The sequence below is a fragment of the Mesorhizobium sp. B2-7-3 genome, assembly GCF_006440715.1.
In the GTDB taxonomy this organism is placed as follows: Bacteria; Pseudomonadota; Alphaproteobacteria; order Rhizobiales; family Rhizobiaceae; genus Mesorhizobium; species Mesorhizobium australicum.
Genome location: NZ_VFTY01000002.1, coordinates 686,356 through 705,495 on the forward strand (window position 1 = coordinate 686,356; position 19,140 = coordinate 705,495).

The window sequence follows — 19,140 nt, forward strand, 5'->3', positions numbered from 1 at the left end:
CTTATGCCTGCTCGAGCGGCGCGGGCCCGGGAAGCTTCAAGGTGTTCACCAGCGTCGAGAGATCAGGCTCGTCGATGAGCATCGCGGCGTCGGCCGGCGCCAGCCAGGCCCGCTGCCGCCGCTTGGCTTCCTGCCAATCGGCAAGCTCTTCCGTCACTTCCAGCAGAAACACGACGACGTCGACGCGGACAAAGCGGTTGGCCAAGCGTTTCCAGTAGGAATAGGTGCCCGCCGGCTGCTTCAGCGTCTTGCCGAGCACGCCGGCTTCCTCCAGTGCCTCGATGGTGGCTGCCTTGCGTCCGCTCTTGCCTTTCATCGGCCATCCCTTGGGCACGATGAAGCGTCTCGTGGTTCTCGATGTGACCAGCATCACCTCGATGCCGCCATGCGCGTTCAGCCGGAAGGGGATCGCCGCCACCTGGCGGATCCTCTCGCCTTTCTTGGCTTGGCGTACGGCCTTTTTCTTGGTGGCTGCCATCTCGATAATCCAGTCGCTGCAATGCCCCTTAGCGTGCTGCGACGCCTTTGCAAAATCCAAACTGCCGCAGGGGCACCTGAAGTGCCCTATCATGTAAGTCGGCTAAATAAAAGAAGCTGCCGTTCGTCAGCGGCAGGTGCTCACGGCGGTGTTGCCGATTATCTGCGTCTGGCAGCTCGGCCTAACCTGCGGCACGACCAGCGGCGGTTGCTGGACGATGATGCGATCCTGGGCACGATACTGCTGTTGCTGCTGCTGAAACTGCTGCCGCTGAACCCGGTTTTGCAACGCCTGCAGATCGTTCTGCTGGATGACTGTGTTGTTTCTGACCGTGGGATTGAGCACCTGCGCGGAAGCGGGCATCGCAAAGCCGGCGCAAACCGCTCCAGCCAGCACCACCAATGTTGATATCATCGATGAACGACGCGCACACATCCATCTATTCCTGCAAAAAAATCTCATCACACCAGATATATAGGGCTTTTGCCCGACGATGCCATGCGAGAATGCCGATCACCCTCACACCAACCGCGCCCGCTCAAGGGCTGCCACCCGCGCTTGCTGCGTGTTTCCGGCAAGGAAGAAGGGTCGGTTGCCGGCTTCAACTTTTTTCCACCAAGGAGTGGGAGATCGAAGCTGCTTCGGCGTGGCGGAGAATCTGCTCGCAACCCCGCATTGCACTTGACGGAAACGATCGATTCGCCGCTCTATCGGGTCGACGCTGCCTCGAGCTGAATGGCGTCAATGGCGTAGGCATGCCCGTCGGGTATAATGGCGCCTTCGAGGAAATGGTCAAACAGAATGCAGTCAGCGCGTCTCTCAAGGTCAGTTTCTAGGCTGGCTCGAGGCGGAGCCGGGCGGGAGAGATCTTGATGAGGAAATACGCGTATATCGCAGCAGTGCTGGGTGCTGCCTGCATCGCAGGCCTGCCGGCCATGGCGGCGCAAACCAAGGGCGACAAGGTGGCGGCAACGCCCGCCGCAGCTGACGTGCCGCAACTGCCGGGTGGTGCTTCGGCCTTGTCCGAAACCCATGGCGACTGGACGGTCAATTGCCAGATATCGGGCACGAACAAGGTCTGCAGCCTGTCGCACCAGCAGTTCAACAAGCAAAGCAACCAACGGCTTTTGGCGATCGAGCTATCGAGCAAGACCGGCGAGGATGCGACCGGAACGCTTGCCCTGCCTTTCGGTCTGGCGCTTGCCAAGGGTGTCGCGCTGACCATCGACGATCAGAAGCTCGACGGCAGCCTGCCGTTCAGCACCTGCCAGGTGGTCGGCTGCCTGGTGCCGGTGGCGTTCGATGCCAATGTCACGCCGCTGCTCAAGAACGGCACCACGCTCAAGATCGATGCGTTCGCGGCCGATACGGGGCAAGTCGTAAGCTTTTCCATCCCGCTCAATGGCTTCGGCGGTGCGCTTGCCCGCACGGCGGAGCTTTTGGCCAACTGACGGCTTGGCTCACCGCAAGCGACAGGATGTTGGCGGCAAACGCTTCCGCCGGCACTTGTCAGACGACGATGATTTTCAACCGCTCGGCGATGAGCGCGGCAAGCCGTGCCGCCACCTCGTCCTTGGTCATTTCAGGCCATTCCTCGACGCCGGCCTTCGACACGATCCGCACCCGGTTGCGATCACCCCCCATCACGCCTGAAGGACCGATGCCGCTTTGGTGCGACACATCGTTGGCGACGATGAGATCGGCCCCTTTCTTCGTGAGCTTGGCCTCGGCGTTGCGCAAGAGATCCTGCGTCTCGGCGGCAAAGCCGACGACCAGGCCTGGTCGCTGCTTGTGATGGCCGACACCCGCCAGGATGTCGGGGTTTTCGACCATGCGCAGCACCGGCGGGCCTTCGCCCGCGACCTTCTTGATCTTCTCACCGGCTGAATTCTCGGTGCGCCAGTCGGCAACGGCGGCGACGAACACCGCGGCGTCGGCGGGCAGAAGCTGTTCCACCGCGTCGCGCATCTCCTGCGCCCGTTCGACATGGAGGGTCTTCACTCCGGCCGGATCGGCGATGGTGACGGGACCGGAGACGAGGCGCACATCGGCGCCGAGCCTTGCCAATGCCGCGGCGAGGGCGTGGCCCTGCTTGCCGGACGAGCGGTTCGCGATATAGCGGACCGGGTCGATCGGCTCGTGCGTCGGGCCTGACGTGACGATGATCTTGCGCCCCGCCAGTGGCCTGGGGCCGGCATCGAGCAGCGCCTCGACCGCGGCGACGATCTCAAGCGGTTCGGCCATGCGGCCTTCGCCGGCCTCATTGCTCTCAGCCATCTCACCCTTGGCAGGGCCGACGAAGGTGATGCCGTCCTTGCCCAAGCTCGCGCGGTTGCGGCGGGTGGCGGGATGCGACCACATCCTGGGGTTCATCGCCGGGGCCATCAGCACCGGCTTGTCGGTGGCGATGAGCACGGTCGAGGCCAGATCGCTGGCATGGCCATTGGCGAGCTTGGCCATCAGGTCGGCAGTGGCGGGCGCCACCACCAGGAGGTCCGCCTCGCGCGACAGCCTGATGTGGCCGACATCGTGCTCATCATTGCGGTCGAACAGGTCAGTGAAGACATGGTCGGCGGAGAGCGCGCCGACCGACAGCGTGGTGACGAACTCCTGCGCCGCCGATGTCATGACGACGCGCACCGCCGCGCCGCGCTCGCGCAGCCGGCGAATGAGATCGAGCGCCTTGTAAGCGGCGATGCCGCCGCCGATGATAAGCAGGATGCGCCTGTTGGAAAGCGTGCCTCGCGGCAAGCTCTTGCCTGCTAATGCTGACGCCGGGGTCGGGGTGCCTTGCGAGGTGGCCAGTTCGTGCAGCGCTTTCTCGATCTGGTCGAGACGGCCAACAGGGCCGACCTGGCTGTCGACGGCGGCCCGGATCATCACCCGCGCCTGTTCTTCCATGGAGCGATCGTTTTCCGCGGCCAGCCGGCGCAGCAACTCCTTGACCTCATCGTCCAGGTTGCGGATCGTGATGCTGGCCATGTGATTGCACTCTACTCATCCCGCTTGATGGCGATGATAGCAATGCAATCAAATTGCCGCAAGCAGCTGGCTTGCCGCGAATACGGGCCTAATGAAGCTGCCAGGCAATGTAGACCAGCGTCAGCGCGATCACCCATAATGCGACACGGCCGGAACGGCTGTAGCGCGCTTCGGCCTTGCCTATGGCGCGGGCGGTCGCCTCATCGAAGCGCAGGCCGTGCTCGGCCATCAGGTCGATCTCTCGCGACAGCCGTTCCGTACGGGCCGCGAGTTCCGGCGCCTGGCGGATCAGCGCCAGCATCGCCTTGCCGCCGTCGCGCGCGTCGGCCAGCAAGCCGCGTGGCCCGAGGTTCCCGGCTATCCAGCCGCCGACCACCGGTTCGGCGGTCTTCCACATGTTGAAAGCCGGATCGAGCGTGCGCGCCACGCCCTCGACAACCACCATGGTCTTCTGCAGCAGGATCAATTCCGGCCGTGTCGCCATGTCGAAGAGTTCGGTCACCTCGAACAGCAGCGTCAGAAGCTTGGCCATCGAAATGGTTTCGGCGGGTTGGCCATGGATCGGCTCGCCGATGGCGCGGATCGCCTGCGCGAAGGCAGAGACATTGTGCTGGCGCGGCACATAGCCGGCCTCGAAATGCACCTCGGCGACGCGCAGATAGTCGCGTGTGATGAAGCCGTAGAGGATTTCTGCGAGGAAGCGGCGCTCCTTCTTGCCAAGGCGTCCGGCAATGCCGAGATCGACGGCAACGATGGTGCCGTTCGCCTCGACGAACAGATTGCCCGGATGCATGTCGGCGTGGAAGAAGCCGTCGCGCAGCGTATGGCGCAGGAAGGACTGGATGAGGTTGGTGGCGATTGCCTTCAGGTCATGGCCGGCGCTTTGCAGGCCGGCGATGTCGTTCATCTTGACGCCGTCGACCCATTCCATGGTCAGCACGTCGCGGCCGGTGCGTTCCCAGTCCACCGAAGGGACGCGAAAGCCAGGGTCTTCCCTGGTGCTTTGGCCAAGTTCCGAGAGCGCGGCCGCCTCGAGGCGCAGGTCCATCTCGATCCTGGTGGTCTGCGCCAGCGTCTCGGTCACCTCGACCGGCCTCAATCGGCGCGACGACGGTATGTATTTCTCCTGCAAGCGGGCGGCGAGGAAATAGCTTTCGAGGTCCTGGAAGAAGCGGCGGCGCACGCCCGGCCGGATGACCTTGACCGCTACCTTCCTGGCGACGCCACCATCGACGGTTTCAGCGGCATGGACCTGAGCGATGGAAGCCGCGGCGACCGGGTCGCCGAACTGCTTGTAAAGATCGCCGAGTTTGCGCCCGAGCGAGGCTTCGATGGCGGCCACCGCTTCCGCCGTCGGGAAGGTGTGCATCTTGTCCTGCAGCATGGCGAGATCGAGCGCCATGTCGTTGCCGACGACATCGGGCCGCGTTGCCAGGAACTGACCAAGCTTGACGTAGGATGGGCCGAGCCGGACCACCGCCTTGGCCAGCCGATCGCTGCGCTCATAGGCGAGCGCGCGGCGGCGGGTGAACAGCCGCGCCAGCCGCCAGCCGAATTTCGGCAGGCCGGATAGTTCCTCGCCGGGCAAGGCGGCAACGACGCCCTCGCGCACCAGCACCCAACCGGCCCGTACGAGCCGGAACGCCGCGCTGACGGTGCTCATGGCCGCGTCCGCCCTACCGGTTCATCGAACTGGCGCAAGGCTCGTCGCGTGAGGAAGATCGGCGACGGCTTCAAAGCTTCCAGCCCGAATGCAGGGCCGCTATGCCGCCGGAATAGTTGCGGAAGGAGACGCGGTCGAAGCCGGCCCGAGAAATCATCGCCGCGAAGTTTTGCTGATTGGGGAATTTTGCGATCGATTCGACCAGATAGGAATAGGGCTCGCCGTCCCCGGTGACCAACTTGCCGATCCTGGGGATGGCATTGAACGACCAGGCTTCGTAGACCTTGTCGAGCAGCGGCACCTCGACCTCGGAGAACTCCAGGCACAGGATACGGCCGCCGGGCTTCAGCACGCGGAACGCCTCGCCCAGGGCCACGTCGATATGCGGGACATTGCGAATGCCGAACGCGATGGTGTAGGCGTCGAAGCTGGCGTCAGGGAAGGGCAGTTCCTCGGCATTGGCCTCGACGAAATCTGTGTTGCCGGACAACCCCTTCTTTTCAGCCCTGTCGCGCCCGACGGCAAGCATCGAGCCGTTGATGTCGAGCACGGTGGCATGGGCATGGCCATGGCTGGCATCGACGATGCGAAAGGCGATGTCGCCGGTACCACCGGCAACATCGAGCACGCGCCAGCCCGCGCGCTTGGGCGGATTGAGCCAGGCGACCATAGCATCCTTCCACAGCCGGTGCAGGCCAGCAGACATCAAATCGTTCATCAGGTCGTAGCGGTTGGCGACCTTGTGGAAAACATCGTTGACCAGGGATTGCTTCTCGCCTTCCCCTACACGCTTGAAACCATAGGAGGTTTCCATGCCGCCGGCGGCCGTGGCTCTCTCAACTGACATTTTTTTGATCCGTCATAAAACCGGCGGGACCATAGCCGATCGATGATGCGGGCGCTATTGTTTAAGGCGCGGTGTTCAGCCGCGCTTCCAGGTGGTGGGTTTCAAGACCTGGACTGACCGACGGGATGTTTGAATGCCTCTGAAAGCGGAACTGCACTGCCACATCGAAGGGGCAGCGGCGCCCGATCTCGTCATTCGCCAGGCGCAGAAATACGGCAAGGACACCTCGCCTTATATCCAGAACGGTTCTTTCGTCTGGCACGATTTCACCTCCTTTCTCGCCGCCTATGACTTCTCCGCCGACCTGTTCCGGACCGAGGAGGATTATGCGCGGCTGGCCGACCACTATCTGACCAGCCTGGCCCGCGATGGCGCCATCTACTCCGAGGTGTTCACCTCGCCCGACCACGCGACGAAAGCCGGGCTGTCATCCAAGGCCTACACCGATGCGCTCGGCGAAGGCATGCTGCGCGCCAAGGCAAAGACCGGCATCGAGGGCCGCATGATCGTCACCGGCGTGCGCCATGTCGGTGTCGAGTCGATCGAGCGCGCGGCACGCTTCGCGGCGCGTTGCGGCCATCCGCTGGTTACCGGGTTCGGCGTCGCCGGCGACGAGCGCATGGGCGAGATGGAGGACTATGTCAGGGCTTTCGAGATCGCGCGCGAGGCCGGGCTCGGCATCACCGTCCATGCCGGCGAACTGACGGGCTGGGAAACCGTCCAGGCGGCACTCGACCATATCCGCCCGTCGCGCATCGGCCATGGCGTGCGCGCCATCGAAAACCCCGACCTTGTCCGGCGCATCGCCGACGAGGGTGTCGTGCTGGAATGCTGCCCCGGCTCCAATGTCGCGCTCAAGGTGTTCGACAGTTTCGCCGACCATCCCTTTCCCGCCCTGCAGGCGGCCGGCTGCAAGGTGACGCTCAACTCCGACGACCCGCCCTATTTCTGGACCTCGCTGAAGCGCGAATACGATATCGCCGCCGAACATTTCTCGATGAGCGAAAAGGCGCTTGCCGCTGTCACCAGAACAGCCATCGAAGCCGCCTTCGTCGACAGGAAGACCAAGACAGCGCTGCTCGGTCGGTTGGACGCGAAAGTTCGGTGAACAGTCAGTAGTCGGTAGTGACGGTGCACGCATCGAGCGGTTGAAGGCCGGCGCTTTCACTGACGCAGGGACTCGCAAATCGGCTCACTATTCACTACTCACTGTTCACCACTCACTATTCCGTCGGAGCACATCATGAAGGGCGTCACCGTCGTCGATCATCCGCTTGTCCAGCACAAGCTGACCATCATGCGCAAGAAGGAGACCTCGACGGCCGGCTTCCGGCGGTTGCTGCGTGAGATATCGCTGCTGCTCGGCTATGAGGTCACCCGCAATCTCGAGCTGACGACGACAACGATCGAAACGCCTATGGAGACGATGGAGGCTCCGACGCTGGAGGGCAAGAAGCTGGTCTTCGCCTCGGTGCTGCGCGCCGGCAACGGCTTGCTCGAAGGTTTGCTCGACCTGGTGCCGGCGGCCCGCGTCGCCCATGTCGGCCTCTACCGCGATCACGAAACGCTGGAAGCCGTCGAGTATTTCTTCAAGGCGCCGAGCGACCTCGCCGACCGGCTGGTCATCGTCGTCGACCCGATGCTGGCGACAGCCAATTCGGCGATCGCGGCGATCGACAAGTTGAAAGAGCGCGGCGCCACCAACATCCGCTTCCTGTGCCTGCTGGCGGCGCCCGAAGGCATCGAGCGCTTTACCAAGGCGCATCCGGATGTTCCGGTCTTCACCGCGTCCATCGACCGCCAGCTCAACGAGAAGGGCTACATCATGCCCGGCCTTGGCGATGCCGGCGACCGCATGTATGGGACGAAGTAATACCCGAGCAATGTGCTTGGTATTTTTTACCAGGCGTTTACGCAAAGACGTGGTTCCGGCGCGCGTTAAAGCGGCAAACACCATCCGGCGCTAATGATCAGCTCTTCACAAAGGCCGATCCATGCTGCGCAAGCTTCTCATTCTCAGCGTCTTTGCCGGTGCGTCGGCATCGATCCCGGTCGTCTACCAGTCGAATCCGCGAATATTCGAAAACTTGCTGAAATCGGCGGTAACGGCCAAGCCAGCGGGCGAGACGCAACCGGATGTCAGCCTGGCCTCCGTTCCCGACAAGCCGGTAGCGCCGCTGCCGACCGGCCGGAAGGTCGTGGTCGCGGCGGACGGGCGCGGACACTTCTCGTCGACCTTCAGGCTCAACGGCCGTCAAGTCGACGGCATGATCGACACCGGTGCGACGCTGGTCGCGGTCAATATGTCGACGGCACGCCGGATCGGACTGTCGCTCAATCCCTCCGATTTCAGCCACGAAGTCAACACCGCCAACGGCACCATCAAGGCAGCCGTGGTGACGATTGATCGTCTGCAGATCGGCAGCATCAGCGTCGAAGGTGTGCAGGCGATCGTACTCGACGACAGGGCACTGCGCACCAACCTGATCGGCATGAGCTTTCTCAACAGACTCGGCAAATACCAGGCCGAAAACGGCACATTGCTGCTGGTTCAGTAGGTCCACTCAGCCACGCGGCAGAATCCGCCGGATGACCGACTTGTCGGCGGCCGGCTTCGAAGCGCCGATCGCATAGGCTGAAAGCACGGTCGCGGCTGCCGTCTCGGCATCGGACGGTGAGCGGGCGTGGATCAGCGCCAGCGCATCTCCGGCGCGTACTTCCGCGCCTATGGGCAACAGCCTGGTGATGCCGACCGAGGGGTCGATCCTGTCGTCGGGCCGGGTGCGCCCGCCGCCCAGGCCGACGACCGCGAGACCGATGTCGCGGGTGGCGATGCCAGTGACGAAACCCTCCGACGTCGCCTTCACCGCGATTTCCGTTGCTGCTTCCGACAGATATTTCTCTGGCTTCTCGATGAAATCGGCGGGGCCGCCAAGCACCGTCACCATGCGCGCGAAGGTGGCGGCTGCGCGGCCGCTGGCGAGTGTCTCGGTGGCGCGTCGCATGCCGTCCTGGTTCGACGATACCAGTCCCGCCGACTGCAGCATTTCGGCTGCCAGCGCCAGCGTCACGTCCTCCAGCCGCCGGTCGCGCAGGCGGCCGGTCAGGAAATCGACGGCATTGCGCACCTCGACGGCATTGCCGGCGGCGGAGGCAAGCGGTTCGTTCATGCCGGTGATTAGCGCCGAGACTTTCAGTCCGGCGCCGCTGGCGACCTCGACGAGGCTATTGGCAAGCGTGGTCGCATCCCGGGATTTCTCCATGAAGGCGCCATTGCCGACCTTGACGTCGAGCACCAGCGATTGCAGGCCCGCCGCGAGCTTCTTCGACAGGATCGATGCGGTGATCAGCGGCACGGACTCCACGGTTCCGGTCACGTCGCGGATGGCGTAGAGCCGGCGATCGGCAGGTGCCAGGTCGGCGGTTTGGCCGATGATGGCGCAGCCGGTTTCAAGCACGGCTTTGCGGAACAGCGTGATGTCGGGTTGGCTGATATAGCCGGGAATGGCATCCATCTTGTCCAGCGTGCCGCCGGTATGGCCGAGGCCACGGCCCGAGATCATCGGCACATAGGCACCGCAGGCGGCAACGATCGGCGCCAGCATCAGCGAGACATTGTCGCCGACACCGCCCGTGGAATGCTTGTCGGTGACAGGGCCTGGCAAATCCGACCAGTCGAGCACGTCGCCGGAATCGCGCATGGCCAGCGTCATCGCCACCGCCTCGTCGCGGTTCATGCCGTTGAAGAACACCGCCATGGCGAAGGCCGCGACCTGGCCGTCGGTGACGGTACCCGACGTCACGCCGTCGATGAAGGCGGCGATCTCGTGAGGCGCCAGCCTGTGGCCGTCGCGCTTGTGACGGATGATTTCCTGTGGAAGCATCAGCTCTCCAGCAGCCCGTCACGGAACACGCGCTGCAGCACCGTTGCCAGCCGCGATCCGCCAACCGGCGCCATGTCCTTGGTTTCCTGGTGCGAAAGCTCGGCTCCGGTCATGCCGGCGGCCAAATTGGTGATGACCGAACAGGCAGCGACGCGCAGGCCGAGGAAACGCGCGAGAATGACTTCCGGCACGGTCGACATGCCGACGGCGTTGGCGCCCATGATGCGCGCCATGCGGATTTCGGCCGGCGTCTCGAAGCAGGGGCCCGAGAACCACATGTAGACGCCCTTGTGAAGCGCAGTGCCGGTCGCCTTCGCCGCGCCTTCGATCGCGTCGCGAATGCCGGCATCATAAGCTTCGGTGAGGCCGACGAAACGGCGGTCGCTGGGCTCGCCGATCAGCGGGTTGGTGCCGGAGAAGTTGATATGATCAGTGAGCAGCATCACCGAACCCGGCGGCATATCCGGATCGACCGAGCCGGCCGCGTTGGTGAGGATCAGTTTCGTGATGCCGATGCCGGCGAGCACTTCCAGTACCGGACGCATCGCCGCGGCATTCCCATGCTCATAGTAGTGGGCGCGGCCGGACAGCATGAGCACCGGAACGCCGGCAAACAGCCCGGCGACCACTTGGCCGGCGTGGCCGCTGACACCGCTCCTGGGAAAGCCGGGCAGGTCGGCATAGGAGACGCGGATCGGATTCTCGATCCGGTCGACTAGGCCGCCCAGGCCGGAACCCAGCACAAGCGCGGTCGACGGTGCCAGGCCGTCCAGCCTTTCGATAAGGTGGTCGACCGTTTTTTGCGTCATATCAGCCAGCTCTTCATTTCAGAATGTCGCCGCGGAAGCCGTAGGGCAGCATGTCGCCCATGGTCACGGTTTCGGCCACGCCGGTGTTGTCGCAGAGATAGAGCTTCGTTTCCGGGCGGCAGAATTCGGCCAGTCGCTGGCGGCAGCCGCCGCAAGGCGAGCATTTGGCCATGCGTTCGGCAAGGACGGCGATTTCAACGATCTTGCCGCCGCCGCCCATGACATAATGGCCAAGCGCGGTGGTCTCGGCGCACCAGCCTTCCGGATAGGAGGCGACCTCGATGTTGGCGCCGGTGAAGACGCGTCCGTCCTCGGTGCGTATGGCGGCACCCACCGGGAACTTGGAATAGGGCGCATAAGCCTTGGCCATGGCGGCCTTGGCCGCTTCGAACAGATCATGCGACATTCAGGTATTCTCTCCGATGATCGTGTCCAAAACCCGGCGCTTCGTCTGCGCCGAACTGTCGACCTTTAGCGTTCCTTGACATAGGGCACGCCGCCGGCGCGCGGCGGGATGGCCTTGCCGATGAAGCCGGCAAGCAGGATGACGGTGAGGATATAGGGCAGGGCCTGCATGAACTGCACCGACACCTTGCCGACAATGGGCAGCGGCGTTCCCTGCAGGCGGATCGACGCCGCGTCGAGGAAGCCGAACAGCAGACAGGCGAACATGGCGTTGACCGGCTTCCATTTGGCGAAGATCAGCGCGGCCAGCGCGATGTAGCCCTTGCCCGCGGTCATGTCCTTCACGAAGCCGCCATTCTGCACCATCGAAAGATAGGCGCCTGCAAATCCGGTCAGGATGCCCGTGCAGATCAGCGCGCGATAGCGCAGCCAGGCGACCGAGATGCCGGCGGTGTCGACCGCGGCCGGATTCTCGCCGACCGCGCGCAGCCTGAGGCCAAAACGCGTGCGAAACAGCACCCACCAGGTGAACGGCACCATCGCAAAGGCGAAATAGACGAGGATTGAATGGCCGGAGATCAGTTCGGCATAGATCGGACCGATGATCGGCACGCCCCTGATTGCATCGGCGCCGGGCCAGATGATCGCCTCGAATCGTTCGCCCGGTTGCAGCGCCGGCGTGCGGCCACCCTGCTGGAACCATGCCTGGCCGAGAATGATGGTCGATCCGGCGGCGACGAAGTTGATCGCAACGCCCGAAACGATCTGGTTGCCGCGATGGGTGATCGAGGCAAAGCCGTGCACCAAAGCGAAGGCGACAGAGATCAGGATCGCCATGCCGAGACCGATAAGCGCCGAATGGAACACGGAAGCCGCGGCAGCACCCGCGAAGGCGCCGACCAGCATCTTGCCTTCGAGGCCGATGTCGAAAATGCCGGCCCGCTCCGAATAGAGGCCGGCGAGGCAGGCAAGCAGCAGCGGCACCGACAGGCGGATGGTAGAGTCCAGCACCTGGATGATCGCGTTGAAGATATCCATCTCATGCGCCCTTCCCGTTGACAGCCTGCATGCCCACCGATTTCGGGCTGAACGAGGCGAACAGAGCCTGGATATAGGGCCTGAACATATGCTCCAGCGCGCCGGCGAAGAGGATGACCAATCCTTGAATGATGACGATCATGTCGCGGCTGATTGCCGGCATCTCGAAGGCGAGTTCGGCGCCGCCCTGGTAAAGCATGCCGAACAGGATCGCCGCCAGCACGATGCCGACCGGATGCAGGCGGCCCATCAGCGCCACTGCGATACCGACGAAACCGGCGCCAGAAACGAAGTCGATCGCGACATTGTGCTGGTCGCCCATCACCGGGTTGAGCGCCATCATGCCGGCCAGCGCGCCCGAGATCATCATCGCAGTGATGATGATGCGGGTTTCCGAAATGCCGGCATAGCGGGCCGCTTTCGGGCTGTGGCCATAGGTGCGCATCTCATAGCCGAGCTTGGTGCGCCAGATCAGCAGCCAGACCAGGAAAGCCATCACCAGCGCCAGCAGGAAGCAGATGTTGAGCGGGGCCGAGCGGATCTTGGCGCCGAACAATTCGATGATCCAGTTCAGTTTCGGCAGCTCCGCACCGGCGAGGAAGTTGCGCGTCTGCGGCGCCTGCGACCCTGCCGGCTTCAGCGGACCGACCAGCAGGTAGACCATGATCGAGGCGGCGATGAAGTTGAACATGATTGTCGTGATGACGATGTGCGAGCCGCGCTTGGCCTGCAGGTAGGCGGGGATCAACGCCCACAATGCGCCCACGAGCGCCGAAGCGACGATTGCCAGCGGAAATGTCAGCCACCAGGGCAGTGTGCTGTCGAAGGAAAGGCAGACGATGGCGATGCCGAGGCCAGCGATGTAGGCCTGTCCCTCGGTACCGATGTTGAACAGGCCGCAATGCGCCGCCACCGCCACCGAAAGCCCGGTGAATATGAAGGTCGTAGCGTAGAAGAGGGTGAAGGCGATGCCGGTGCCCTTGCCGAAGGCGCCTTCGACCAGGATGACGGCGGCACGGAAGGGGTTTTCGCCGACGAGCATGACGACGAAGCCAGCGACGATGAAGGCGACCGACAGATTGATCAGCGGGATCAGCCCGTAGTCGGCCCAGGCCGGCAATTTGGCGTAAGGCGTGCTCATTGCGCCGCCTCCCGATGCTCGACACCGGCCATCAGCAGGCCAAGCTCGCCTTCGGTCGCGTCGGGGCCGCGCTCGCCGACGACCCGGCCGGCAAACATCACCAGGATGCGGTCGGAGAGCGAGCGGATCTCGTCTAGCTCGACCGAGACCACCAGCACCGCCTTACCCTGGTCGCGCATGGCGATCAGGCGCTTGTGGATGAACTCGATGGCGCCGACGTCGACGCCCCGCGTCGGCTGGCCGACGATCAGCACGCCGGGGTCCTGTTCGATTTCACGCGCGAGCACTATCTTCTGCTGGTTGCCGCCGGAAAAATTGGCCGTCTTCAGGCGCGGATTGCCGGGACGAATGTCGTATTTCTCGATCTTGTCCCTGGCATCGGCCATGATGGCATCGATGTTGAGAAACGGTCCTCTGAGGTAACGGGGATCGTCGTGGTAGCCGAGGATGGAATTCTCGTTCTCCTCGAAGGCCAGCACCAGCCCGACATGGTGGCGGTCTTCCGGTACGTGGGCGAGGCCGCGGTCGCGCAATTCGCCGGGATCGGCCTTGCCGGTGAGATCGATCGGCTTGCCGTCGAGCGTCACGGACCCGGAAACGGCGCGCCTGATGCCGGAAATCGCCTCAAGCAACTCGGATTGCCCGTTGCCGGCGACGCCGGCGATGCCGACGATCTCGCCGGCTCTGATATCGAAGGAGACGTCGTCGACCATGGTGACGCCACGGGAATCCCTGACCGTCAGGTTCTTGACCGCGAGCTTGACGGCACCGGCCTCGGCTTCGCCCTTTTCGACCCTCAAGAGGACACGCCGCCCGACCATCAGTTCGGCCAGTTCCTCGACGGTGGTTTTCCTGGTCTCCCGGGTCGCCACCATCGTGCCCTGACGCATCACCGACACGGTGTCGGTGATGGCCATGATCTCGCGCAGCTTGTGGGTGATCAGCACCACCGTCTTTCCCTGTTCCTTCAACTGCCTGAGGATGCGGAACAGGTGGTCGGCCTCGGCCGGCGTCAAAACGCCCGTCGGCTCGTCGAGGATCAGGATTTCGGCGCCGCGATAAAGCGCCTTCAGGATTTCCACACGCTGCTGCAGGCCGACCGGCAGTTCTTCGATGATCGCATCGGGATCGACGTCCAGCCCGTATTCGCGCTCCAGCCGGTCAAGCTCGGAGCGCGCCTTGGCGATGCTGCTCTTCAGAAGCGCATCGGTTTCGGCGCCGAGGATGATGTTCTCCAGCACCGAGAAATTGTCGACCAGCATGAAATGCTGGTGCACCATGCCGATGCCGAGCGCGATCGCGTCGTTGGGTGTCTTGATCGATGCCGGCTTGCCGCCGACGCGGATCTCGCCGCTGTCGGCCTGGTAGAAACCGTAGAGGATCGACATCAGCGTCGACTTGCCGGCGCCGTTCTCGCCGACGATGCCGTGGATGGTGCCGCGCGCGATCTCCAGATTGATGTCGCGGTTGGCGCGCACCGCGCCGAAACTCTTGTTGATGCCGATCAGTTCGATTGCGGCTTGCGCCATGCAGCCTGTCCCACTCTTATTTTTTTATCGCTTGGTCAAAACGCCTAGCATGGCACTCCGCCCATGCCAATTGTCCGGAGCAGCATCCACTCTCGACAAATCCCCGCGCGCTTGTCAATTTCGAACGTGGCCGAAGCTCTCACATTCGCTACTATGGCGAGGTCGATTTGACGTTGCGGCGCAAGGTGTCGCGGTACAAACTGGGGACTTTGCATGATCATGCCCGCCGACCGGCTGACGACGCTGGAAATCCGCGCCGCGGAGCAGGAGAAGACCATCGAGGAACTGTCGGGCCAGATCGCCGAGCAGTGGAAGGTGATCGAACGCATGCAGCGCAAGCTTGATGCGCTGACAGACCGCTTCCTGGCGCTTGAAGAGCAGGCGGCACCGGATGTGCCGGTGACCAAGCCGCCACACTGGTGAGGAGAGGGGGAGGGCACGGATCATGGCCGGTGAGAGCGATCGTATCGCAAGGGCCGGCGACTATGTGCTGGGCCTGATGAACGATGCCGAGCGCGAGCGGGCCGAGCGCGATCTCGAGATCGACCCTGCGTTCCGCGACGCGGTGGTGCAGCTGGCCGAGCGCATGCATGTCTTCGATCGCGCCGAAAAACCAGCCGGCGTCAATCATTGGGAACTGGTTACGCAGCGACTCGCCGAATTGCCGCAGATGCGAGGCGTTGGCTTGGGCGGCAACGATGCCAAGTCGCCGACAGTGATCCGAAGCCTGTCCCGACAGCCGTACGGCGTTGGCGTGCATTCGCTCGGCGGTAGGCGTGGACTTGTCGTCATGGCCGGGCTGATTGCGGCCTTCGCGCTCGGCTATCTCCTGGGCACATTGTGATGGAGCCGGCGCGACATCAGCATCATCGTGTCGCCGTCCTGCTCGCACAGCTCGATCGTGTCCCAGCCGAGCGCCGCGTAGAACTCGCGCGCTTGCCAAGTGTAGAGGTAGAGCGTCTCGACGCCGGCTGACGCTGCATGCGCTTCGATCGCCTCGACCAGCGCGGTGCCGGTCCCCTTGCCTCGATGGCCGGCATCGACGACAAGCCCGGCCAGCCACGGTGTCAGATCATGCGCCGGTTCCAGTTCGTGGCGGACCAGCAGGCAGGTGCCTATCGGCACATCGTTCACACGGGCAACCAGAGCCTTTTCGAGGCCGTCGCTGGTCAGCAGGTTGCGGAGCCCTGCCGCATCCTCTTCCAGCGTCCTTCCCGTGCCCTCGAAGAAGGCGGCAATCCGCAGTCGCGCGACGACTTCGATGTCATGCCCGCGCATGGGTTCGATCGTTGGCTGCATTCCTCGCTCCATGCCATTTGCGAGCTTCGTTCGATCGGCAAAAGCAAAACCGCCGGGCTTTCGCCCAGCGGTTGCAGATCATGGCCGTACGGTGCCGCCGATCAATAGGGGCAGGCGTTGTCGGCTGTGTAGTCGTGCACCTTGACTGTGCCGGCGATGATGTCGGCCTTGGCTTTTTCGACGGCCGCCTTCATTTCGTCGGTCACCAGTGCCTTGTTGTTGTCGTCCATGGCGTAGTCGACGCCGCCTTCCTTGAGGCCGAGATTCTCGACGCCACCCTTGAAGGTGCCGTTCTTGCCATCCATGAAGGCGGTGTAGACGGCAACGTCGACGCGCTTCAGCATCGAGGTCAGCACCTTGCCGGGCTGCAGGCCGTTCTGGTTGGAATCGACGCCGATGCCGAGCTTGCCGGCATCGGCCGCCGCCTGCAGCACACCGACGCCGGTGCCGCCGGCGGCCGCGTAAACCACGTCGGCGCCCTGGTCGATCTGCGTCTTGGCGATCTCGCCACCCTTGGCCGGATCGTTCCACGCCGCCGGCGTATCGCCAGTCATGTTCTGGATGACGTCGGTCGCGCCAGCGGACTTGGCGCCGCCGACATAGCCGCATTCGAACTTGCGGATCAGCGGGATGTCCATGCCGCCGACGAAGGCAACCTTCTTCGACTTCGACGCCATCGCGGCCATGATGCCGACGAGATAGGAGCCTTCATTCTCCTTGAACACCAGCGAGCGGACATTGGGCAGGTCGACCGCATCGTCGATGATGGCGAAGTTGAGGTCCGGGTATTCGGCCGCGACCTTCTTCAGCGCATCCTCCCAGGCAAAGCCTGCCATGACGATCGGGTTGTGGCCGTCCTCGGCGAAGCGGCGCAGCGCCTGCTCGCGCTGCGAGGCGTTGGACACTTCGAACTCGACATAGGCGACGCCGGTCTCGGTCTTGAATTTTTCGGCGCCATGGTAGGCAGCCTCATTGAAGGATTTGTCGAACTTGCCGCCCAGATCATAGAGGATGGCCGGCTGGACATCCGCGGCGAAAGCCGGAAGAACCATTGCGGTTGCGGCCAGAAGGCCGAGAACGATACGTTTCATGTGATCCACACCCTGTCGGTTATTTTTTCCGTTGCACACCGCCTGCTGCCCGGTTCTCCGGCAAGCAAACGACGTTAGCCAGGAGTGTATTGCCCTCCCGCTCCCGGGCAATCTGGCACGGCCCGAAACAAAATTCACGCGGAATTTTGACCTTTTGGAAAAGCGTGCCACGGGCAAGCCAAGCCGCGATCCGATCTTGCGTGCAAGCTTTCAGCAGCCGGCTGGAATGGTGCGGGAGATGGGTTCAGTTGGCGGCGAACTGTCCCGTGCGCCGCTGCCGCCGATAGCCGATGGCGTACAGCAGCAAGGCCAGCACCGCGAAGACGGCAAAGCCCGGCTGGTTGAGCACCCAGGCGATGACTGTGTCCCACAGCAGCGGACTGGCCTTGGCGCGGACGAAAGTTTCGAAGGCGGCCCGCGTGTCCGGCGAGACGGCCAGCCAACTGGCGTTGAGCGGGGTCAGCACAAGGGCCGAAGCCGCCACCGTGCGCGTCGTGTCGAGCACCGCCATAATGACGGAAACCGATAGCGCGACCATGGCCGCAAGACGAAAGACGAAGCGAAACATCAAGGCTCTCCCCCGGTTCCCCCTGGACGCTGACCAGAAGACCGCCGGCACATGTCCGAAACAGAAATAGAATGCGTGCGGTTCAGCTGCAATCGCGATACGCGAATTTAAGGCCCGCGCTTTTCTGGGCCCTATGCGACCGGCTCGCGCCTGGGGCGGTGAACGAGCCAGACGGCAAGAATGCCTCCGGCAATGGCACCGACCACCAGCCCGGCCAATCCGATGAAGGCGGCAAAGTAGCCGCAGCCGCCCTCGAAGCAGCTGACCTCGGCGACATCGGCGATCACCGAGCCAGCCAGGAATCCGCCAACGGCGCCAATGACCGCGCCCAGGACGATGCCGAGCAAGGCAGCCACGATGGAAACGAAGACCGACGGCGCTTCGGCCCGCGGCCTGGCATAGACGCCCTCGGCGCCCGACCCACGGCGCAGCAGATAGATGCAGAGCAGGCCGATGGCGATTTCGGCGCCGCCGATAAGCAGGCTCCTGGCGGAAAAGACGAAATCGGGCACGGCGAGCACATAGGCCTGCCTCGCCAGCACCCAGGCGATGGTCGCCACCTGCCAAATGATGAACTGGCGCGGGAAGCGCGCCGAGCGGCCAAAGGCAAGGCCGAGCAAATAAAGCCCCCACAGGATGGTGATGATGTCGACGGCAAGCCCGCCAAGGAGGAAATAGAAGATCCTGTCCGGCAGGCCGGAATTGCCGGTCAGCCACCAGGCCGAGGCCAGGCCGTAGACCGACCACGCCATGACGAAGATGAGCCAGCCCACCGGCACGTAGGACAGCCCGCTGTCCGGGCGTCCGGTTGGCGCCTGCCCCGGCATCCCACCGCTGGGTTGTTCACTGCCTGATGTCATGCCCGGACGATGCCCCCGCAAAGCCTCCGTTCCACTCGACAGGTGGCCCGCGACGAAGTCAAGCGCGGCCGGCCTTGCGGGCTCGCCTGTGCACATCATTCGGGGCGTCGGCACCTTGAAACGGATGCCGCGGCGGCCTCGCGAAGCGCTGTGTGGCCGGCAAAGCGAATAGACTGTCGTTATGGCTTGGCATTCGGCGCGGGATCGACTAGATGAGCCCCGCGCCTGTTACTTTGACGGCTCAGGTGCCGGGGAGAGGTGTCCGCTGGTTGGCGGCACCCATAGCGCGGAAATCGCTACTCCTCCCTGAAGGGACTGCATTGTCCCCAACCCGCGCGGCGAAACCGGCCGTCGCGAAAAATGCAAGGACGGAGAGGTGGCCGAGTGGTTGAAGGCGCACGCCTGGAAAGTGTGTTTACGGGAGACCGTAACGCGGGTTCGAATCCCGCTCTCTCCGCCAGTTTCCCTTGGTCCGTTCCGGACACATAGGTTACGGTTTATACCGGAGACATGGGTAACACTTTTGGCCCGAAGGGGTTTTGGAGT

At 63.6% G+C, this 19,140-nt stretch carries 21 protein-coding genes and 1 tRNA gene; 7 read left to right on the forward strand and 15 right to left on the reverse strand.

The window, feature by feature from the left end; genetic code table 11:
- Position 1: 1 nt before the first annotated feature.
- Positions 2 to 478 carry an NUDIX hydrolase gene (locus FJW04_RS07355; protein WP_140713235.1) on the reverse strand — a complete coding sequence of 159 codons (477 nt, stop codon included), beginning with the start codon at positions 476 to 478 and terminating at the stop codon, positions 2 to 4.
- Positions 479 to 604: 126 nt separating this feature from the next.
- Positions 605 to 913, reverse strand: a complete 309-nt coding sequence (locus tag FJW04_RS07360) for a hypothetical protein (protein WP_140713237.1) — start codon at positions 911 to 913, stop codon at positions 605 to 607.
- Positions 914 to 1,350: 437 nt separating this feature from the next.
- On the opposite strand from FJW04_RS07360, the gene FJW04_RS07365 reads away from it, so the two are divergent.
- A complete protein-coding gene (locus FJW04_RS07365) occupies positions 1,351 to 1,929 on the forward strand; it encodes an invasion associated locus B family protein (RefSeq protein WP_140713239.1) in 579 nt (192 codons plus the stop codon).
- Positions 1,930 to 1,987: 58 nt separating this feature from the next.
- On the opposite strand, the gene coaBC is transcribed toward FJW04_RS07365, so the two are convergent.
- The 3 genes from coaBC to ubiE all read right to left on the reverse strand — a co-directional run bounded on the left by coaBC (position 1,988) and on the right by ubiE (position 5,970).
- Positions 1,988 to 3,460 carry a bifunctional phosphopantothenoylcysteine decarboxylase/phosphopantothenate--cysteine ligase CoaBC gene (gene coaBC / locus FJW04_RS07370; protein ID WP_210241301.1) on the reverse strand — a complete coding sequence of 491 codons (1,473 nt, stop codon included), beginning with the start codon at positions 3,458 to 3,460 and terminating at the stop codon, positions 1,988 to 1,990.
- An 88-nt stretch (positions 3,461 to 3,548) separates the two neighbouring features.
- Complete coding sequence (ubiB, locus tag FJW04_RS07375; protein ID WP_140713241.1) at positions 3,549 to 5,123, reverse strand: 2-polyprenylphenol 6-hydroxylase; 1,575 nt, start codon at positions 5,121 to 5,123, stop codon at positions 3,549 to 3,551.
- 70 nt (positions 5,124 to 5,193) lie between these two features.
- On the reverse strand, positions 5,194 to 5,970 hold the full coding sequence (gene ubiE / locus FJW04_RS07380; RefSeq protein WP_140713243.1) for a bifunctional demethylmenaquinone methyltransferase/2-methoxy-6-polyprenyl-1,4-benzoquinol methylase UbiE: 777 nt from the start codon (positions 5,968 to 5,970) through the stop codon (positions 5,194 to 5,196).
- A gap of 133 nt (positions 5,971 to 6,103) precedes the next feature.
- Between ubiE and FJW04_RS07385 the strand changes: the two genes are divergently transcribed.
- From FJW04_RS07385 to FJW04_RS07395, 3 genes are all read left to right on the forward strand, one after another.
- Positions 6,104 to 7,078: an adenosine deaminase gene (locus FJW04_RS07385; protein WP_140713245.1), complete on the forward strand. Its 975-nt coding sequence runs from the start codon at positions 6,104 to 6,106 to the stop codon at positions 7,076 to 7,078.
- Between the two features lie 135 nt (positions 7,079 to 7,213).
- Positions 7,214 to 7,843 (forward strand): uracil phosphoribosyltransferase, encoded by a 630-nt coding sequence (upp, locus tag FJW04_RS07390; protein WP_015315749.1) that lies wholly within the window; start codon positions 7,214 to 7,216, stop codon positions 7,841 to 7,843.
- A gap of 121 nt (positions 7,844 to 7,964) precedes the next feature.
- Entirely contained in the window at positions 7,965 to 8,528 is a 564-nt protein-coding gene (locus FJW04_RS07395) for a TIGR02281 family clan AA aspartic protease (RefSeq protein WP_140713247.1), read from the forward strand.
- Between the two features lie 6 nt (positions 8,529 to 8,534).
- On the opposite strand, the gene deoA is transcribed toward FJW04_RS07395, so the two are convergent.
- From deoA to FJW04_RS07425, 6 genes are all read right to left on the reverse strand, one after another.
- Positions 8,535 to 9,854 carry a thymidine phosphorylase gene (gene deoA, locus FJW04_RS07400; RefSeq protein WP_140713249.1) on the reverse strand — a complete coding sequence of 440 codons (1,320 nt, stop codon included), beginning with the start codon at positions 9,852 to 9,854 and terminating at the stop codon, positions 8,535 to 8,537.
- Positions 9,854 to 10,663: a purine-nucleoside phosphorylase gene (locus tag FJW04_RS07405; RefSeq protein ID WP_140713251.1), complete on the reverse strand. Its 810-nt coding sequence runs from the start codon at positions 10,661 to 10,663 to the stop codon at positions 9,854 to 9,856. Before FJW04_RS07405 ends, deoA begins: the two co-directional genes overlap by 1 nt.
- Positions 10,664 to 10,676: 13 nt before the next feature.
- Entirely contained in the window at positions 10,677 to 11,069 is a 393-nt protein-coding gene (cdd, locus tag FJW04_RS07410; RefSeq protein WP_140618828.1) for a cytidine deaminase, read from the reverse strand.
- A gap of 65 nt (positions 11,070 to 11,134) precedes the next feature.
- Positions 11,135 to 12,106, reverse strand: coding sequence for an ABC transporter permease (locus FJW04_RS07415; protein ID WP_015315754.1), 972 nt, complete (start codon positions 12,104 to 12,106; stop codon positions 11,135 to 11,137).
- A 1-nt stretch (position 12,107) separates the two neighbouring features.
- Positions 12,108 to 13,247, reverse strand: a complete 1,140-nt coding sequence (locus FJW04_RS07420; RefSeq protein ID WP_015315755.1) for an ABC transporter permease — start codon at positions 13,245 to 13,247, stop codon at positions 12,108 to 12,110.
- On the reverse strand, positions 13,244 to 14,776 hold the full coding sequence (locus FJW04_RS07425) for an ABC transporter ATP-binding protein (RefSeq protein WP_015315756.1): 1,533 nt from the start codon (positions 14,774 to 14,776) through the stop codon (positions 13,244 to 13,246). The genes FJW04_RS07420 and FJW04_RS07425 overlap by 4 nt, the downstream gene beginning before the upstream one ends.
- A 216-nt stretch (positions 14,777 to 14,992) precedes the next feature.
- On the opposite strand from FJW04_RS07425, the gene FJW04_RS07430 reads away from it, so the two are divergent.
- Both FJW04_RS07430 and FJW04_RS07435 read left to right on the forward strand, forming a co-directional pair.
- Complete coding sequence (locus FJW04_RS07430) at positions 14,993 to 15,199, forward strand: SlyX family protein (protein ID WP_123151274.1); 207 nt, start codon at positions 14,993 to 14,995, stop codon at positions 15,197 to 15,199.
- A 22-nt stretch (positions 15,200 to 15,221) separates the two neighbouring features.
- Positions 15,222 to 15,620 (forward strand): hypothetical protein, encoded by a 399-nt coding sequence (locus FJW04_RS07435; protein ID WP_015315757.1) that lies wholly within the window; start codon positions 15,222 to 15,224, stop codon positions 15,618 to 15,620.
- Here FJW04_RS07435 and FJW04_RS07440 read toward each other — a convergent pair.
- From FJW04_RS07440 to FJW04_RS07455, 4 genes are all read right to left on the reverse strand, one after another.
- Positions 15,599 to 16,075 carry a GNAT family N-acetyltransferase gene (locus FJW04_RS07440; protein ID WP_140618819.1) on the reverse strand — a complete coding sequence of 159 codons (477 nt, stop codon included), beginning with the start codon at positions 16,073 to 16,075 and terminating at the stop codon, positions 15,599 to 15,601. The two genes, FJW04_RS07435 and FJW04_RS07440, sit on opposite strands and share 22 nt — an antisense overlap.
- Positions 16,076 to 16,176: 101 nt before the next feature.
- A complete protein-coding gene (locus FJW04_RS07445; protein WP_015315759.1) occupies positions 16,177 to 17,166 on the reverse strand; it encodes a BMP family ABC transporter substrate-binding protein in 990 nt (329 codons plus the stop codon).
- 244 nt (positions 17,167 to 17,410) lie between these two features.
- Positions 17,411 to 17,734 carry a hypothetical protein gene (locus FJW04_RS07450; protein WP_140661735.1) on the reverse strand — a complete coding sequence of 108 codons (324 nt, stop codon included), beginning with the start codon at positions 17,732 to 17,734 and terminating at the stop codon, positions 17,411 to 17,413.
- Positions 17,735 to 17,865: 131 nt separating this feature from the next.
- Positions 17,866 to 18,594, reverse strand: a complete 729-nt coding sequence (locus FJW04_RS07455; RefSeq protein WP_224528846.1) for a DUF2569 domain-containing protein — start codon at positions 18,592 to 18,594, stop codon at positions 17,866 to 17,868.
- Between the two features lie 370 nt (positions 18,595 to 18,964).
- Between FJW04_RS07455 and FJW04_RS07460 the strand changes: the two genes are divergently transcribed.
- Positions 18,965 to 19,054 (forward strand) — tRNA-Ser (locus FJW04_RS07460).
- Positions 19,055 to 19,140 lie beyond the last annotated feature (86 nt).